This is a genomic window from Actinomycetospora sp. (genome assembly GCF_036497585.1).
Lineage (GTDB): Bacteria > Actinomycetota > Actinomycetes > Mycobacteriales > Pseudonocardiaceae > Actinomycetospora.
Genome location: NZ_DASXJD010000068.1, coordinates 1 through 2,497 on the forward strand (window position 1 = coordinate 1; position 2,497 = coordinate 2,497).

Genomic DNA, 2,497 nt, shown 5'->3' on the forward strand with positions numbered 1-2,497 from the left:
CGCCGTCGCGCGGGTCGAACCGCGTGTTCAGGCGGAACTTCTCGGGGTACTTGGCGAGCAGTTCGCCATTGCGCTCGGTGGTGTTGAAGCCCTCGGTGTACCACTCCCGCAGGTAGGTGGGCTGCGCGATGGCGACGTCGACGTGGCCGTCCTCGAAGAGGTCCTTCATCAAGTCCTCTTCCGAGTACTTCTGGAAGTGCTCGATCGACCGGTGCGTCTCGGCGGGCCCCAGCGACTGATAGGCGTGGAAGCACTCGATCCAGCCCTTGGCGTACTGCTCGGCACCGGCCACCCAGTTCTCGGGCGACGCGTCCCAGTAGTGCATGTGGGAGTCGACGACGAAGTACTTCTCACCGTTCTTCTCGTACACGGGTTCGTCCTCCTGCGCGCGCGCCGGATCGGCCACGCTCGGTGGTGGTGGAGTGGGCACGGCCGGGTGACCGGGCACGGCCCGTGGGTGGTGGTGCACGGGCCCGTCGGCGACGAGGAGTCGCGGAGCCGGTCGGCGCGGTGGCGATCTCCATCACAGGCGAAGGATCGGTTGTGCGCAAGGTCTCGGTATCCACGGAGCGCCGAAACCGGCGGAACGGACACCGACGCGTATCGGATCCGCGCCCCGGGTAGGCGATCGGTATGCGCGTCGTCATCGCCGGAGGCCACGGCAAGATCGCCCTCGTCCTCGAGCGGCAGCTCGCCCAACGGGGCGACGAGCCGGTGGCGCTCGTCCGCAACCCCGACCACGCCGAGGATGTCCGCGCCGCGGGCGCCGAGCCCGTCGTCGTCGACCTCGAGTCGATCGGCGCCGTCGAGCTCGCCGAGCACCTCCGCGGTGCCGATGCGGTCGTGTTCGCAGCCGGCGCGGGACCGAACAGCACCGCCGAGCGCAAGCGCACCGTCGACCGCGACGCCGCCCTCCTGCTCGCCGACGCCGCCGGGAAGGCCGGGGTCCGCCGCTACCTGCTCGTCTCCGCGATGGGCGCCGCCGAGGCGCCGTCGCAGGACGAGGACGACTCGGTCTGGGGCGAGTACCTGCGCGCCAAGCGCGACGCGGAGCAGGGGGTCTCGGGTCGCGGCGATCTCGACGCCACCGTCCTGCGCCCGGGTCGGCTCACCGACGACCCCGCGACGGGACGGGTCACGCTCGCCGAGAGCCGGGTCGGCCACGAGGAGGTCACCCGCGAGGACACCGCCGCCACGCTCGTCGCGCTCCTCGACGCACCGGGCACGGCCGGGCGCACCCTCGAGCTCATCAACGGCACCGTCCCGCTGACCACCGCCGTCGACGAGCTCGGGTAGCTGCACCTTGGCGCGACTGTTCAGCCCTTCGCGACGAGCCCCGCCGCGACGAGCCAGCGCCGGGCCACGTCGCGGGGGTCCCGGCCGTCGACCTCGACCTCGCGGACCATGCTCCGCATCGCGGTCCCGTCGAGCCGGCGGGTGACCTCGCCGAGAACGTCGGCGGCGCCGGGGTGGCCGTCGAGCACGCCGGTGCGCATCACCGGGGCGTACCCGCGGGGCCCGGCGGGACCGGTGAGCACGCCGCGGACGTCGGGGAGCACGACGAGCCCCAGCGCGGGCACGCGCCCGGCGTCGCCGGGGACCAGCCCGGCCGTGCAGCGCCCGGTGGCCACGCCGGCGAGCACCGCGTTGGCGTCCTCGGGCACGACCACGGGTGCGAAGCCGTAGCCCGCCGTCACAGCGGTGGTGCCCGGGGCGGCGGTGGTGCCGGGCACGGCGTCGGCGACCGCGCACAGCGTCACCGGCGAGGTGCGGGCGAGCCCGGCCAGCCCCGGCAGGTCGGCCGCCGCCCCGGGGCGGGTGACGACGACGTCCGCCCCGTCGAAGGCGGTCGGGTCGAGCCACGTGACGCCGAGCGGGGCGTCGAGGGAGCGGAGGGCGGCGAGCGTGGGTGGCGAGGGCGGGACGGCGTCGTCGGGGGACGGGGTGCCGTCGGGGAGGGTCGTGCGCAGCGAGGCCCACCCCGTGTCGACGTCGGACTCCTGGGGCGACCCGTACACGTCGAGGGCACCGGTCTTGCCGCACTCGTCGTCCGCGTCGCCGTCCGCGGCCTGGACCGCGGCGATGGTGATCTGGCACAGCAGGCGCAGCGGGGTGCTCGGCCCCCCGCCGACGACGTAGCTCGCCCCCCGCAGGTCGGCGCGCTGGGCGAGGAGGCCGCCCGAGGCCTCCGGGGAGCCGGGCCGGGCGCTGCCGCAGGCCGTGACGAGCACCGTGAGCACGGCGATCACCACCAGGACCGCGAGCCCCGCCCTGGCCGGGACGGGCGTCGGGACCGGCCGGAGCACCGCGGCATCATGGCAGGGCGCGCCCGGGGGAGCCGGTACGGCCTCACCCCGTGAGGCCCTGCTCCCGCAGGAAGGTGCGCGCCACCTCGTCGGGCGAGCGCTTCCCCACCGAGACCCGGGCGTTGAGCTCCCGCATCACCTGCTCGGTGAGCATCGGGGCGAGGCGCTCGGAGAGCAGGGCCAGCCGCGGG

The 2,497-nt window shown here is 75.0% G+C and carries 3 protein-coding genes and 1 pseudogene; 1 reads left to right on the plus strand and 3 read right to left on the minus strand.

What is annotated here, in order from left to right; translation table 11 throughout:
* A pseudogene (locus VGH76_RS06370) lies at window positions 1-370 on the minus strand (amidohydrolase); the annotation flags it as partial.
* 263 nt (window positions 371-633) lie between these two features.
* On the opposite strand from VGH76_RS06370, the gene VGH76_RS06375 reads away from it, so the two are divergent.
* Complete coding sequence (locus VGH76_RS06375; RefSeq protein WP_331555779.1) at window positions 634-1,296, plus strand: SDR family oxidoreductase; 663 nt, start codon at window positions 634-636, stop codon at window positions 1,294-1,296.
* A gap of 20 nt (window positions 1,297-1,316) precedes the next feature.
* Here the strand turns inward: VGH76_RS06375 and VGH76_RS06380 are convergent, their stop codons facing one another.
* Window positions 1,317-2,306 carry a glycine betaine ABC transporter substrate-binding protein gene (locus VGH76_RS06380; RefSeq protein ID WP_331555780.1) on the minus strand — a complete coding sequence of 330 codons (990 nt, stop codon included), beginning with the start codon at window positions 2,304-2,306 and terminating at the stop codon, window positions 1,317-1,319.
* Between the two features lie 43 nt (window positions 2,307-2,349).
* A complete protein-coding gene (locus VGH76_RS27935; RefSeq protein WP_414637682.1) occupies window positions 2,350-2,490 on the minus strand; it encodes a glycine betaine ABC transporter substrate-binding protein in 141 nt (46 codons plus the stop codon).
* Between the last annotated feature and the right edge of the window lie 7 nt (window positions 2,491-2,497).

Excerpts from the sequence above, each read along its gene's own strand:
- VGH76_RS06375 (WP_331555779.1), top strand. The coding sequence starts at position 634 with ATGCGCGTCGTCATCGCCGGAGGCCACGGCAAGATCGCCCTCGTCCTC.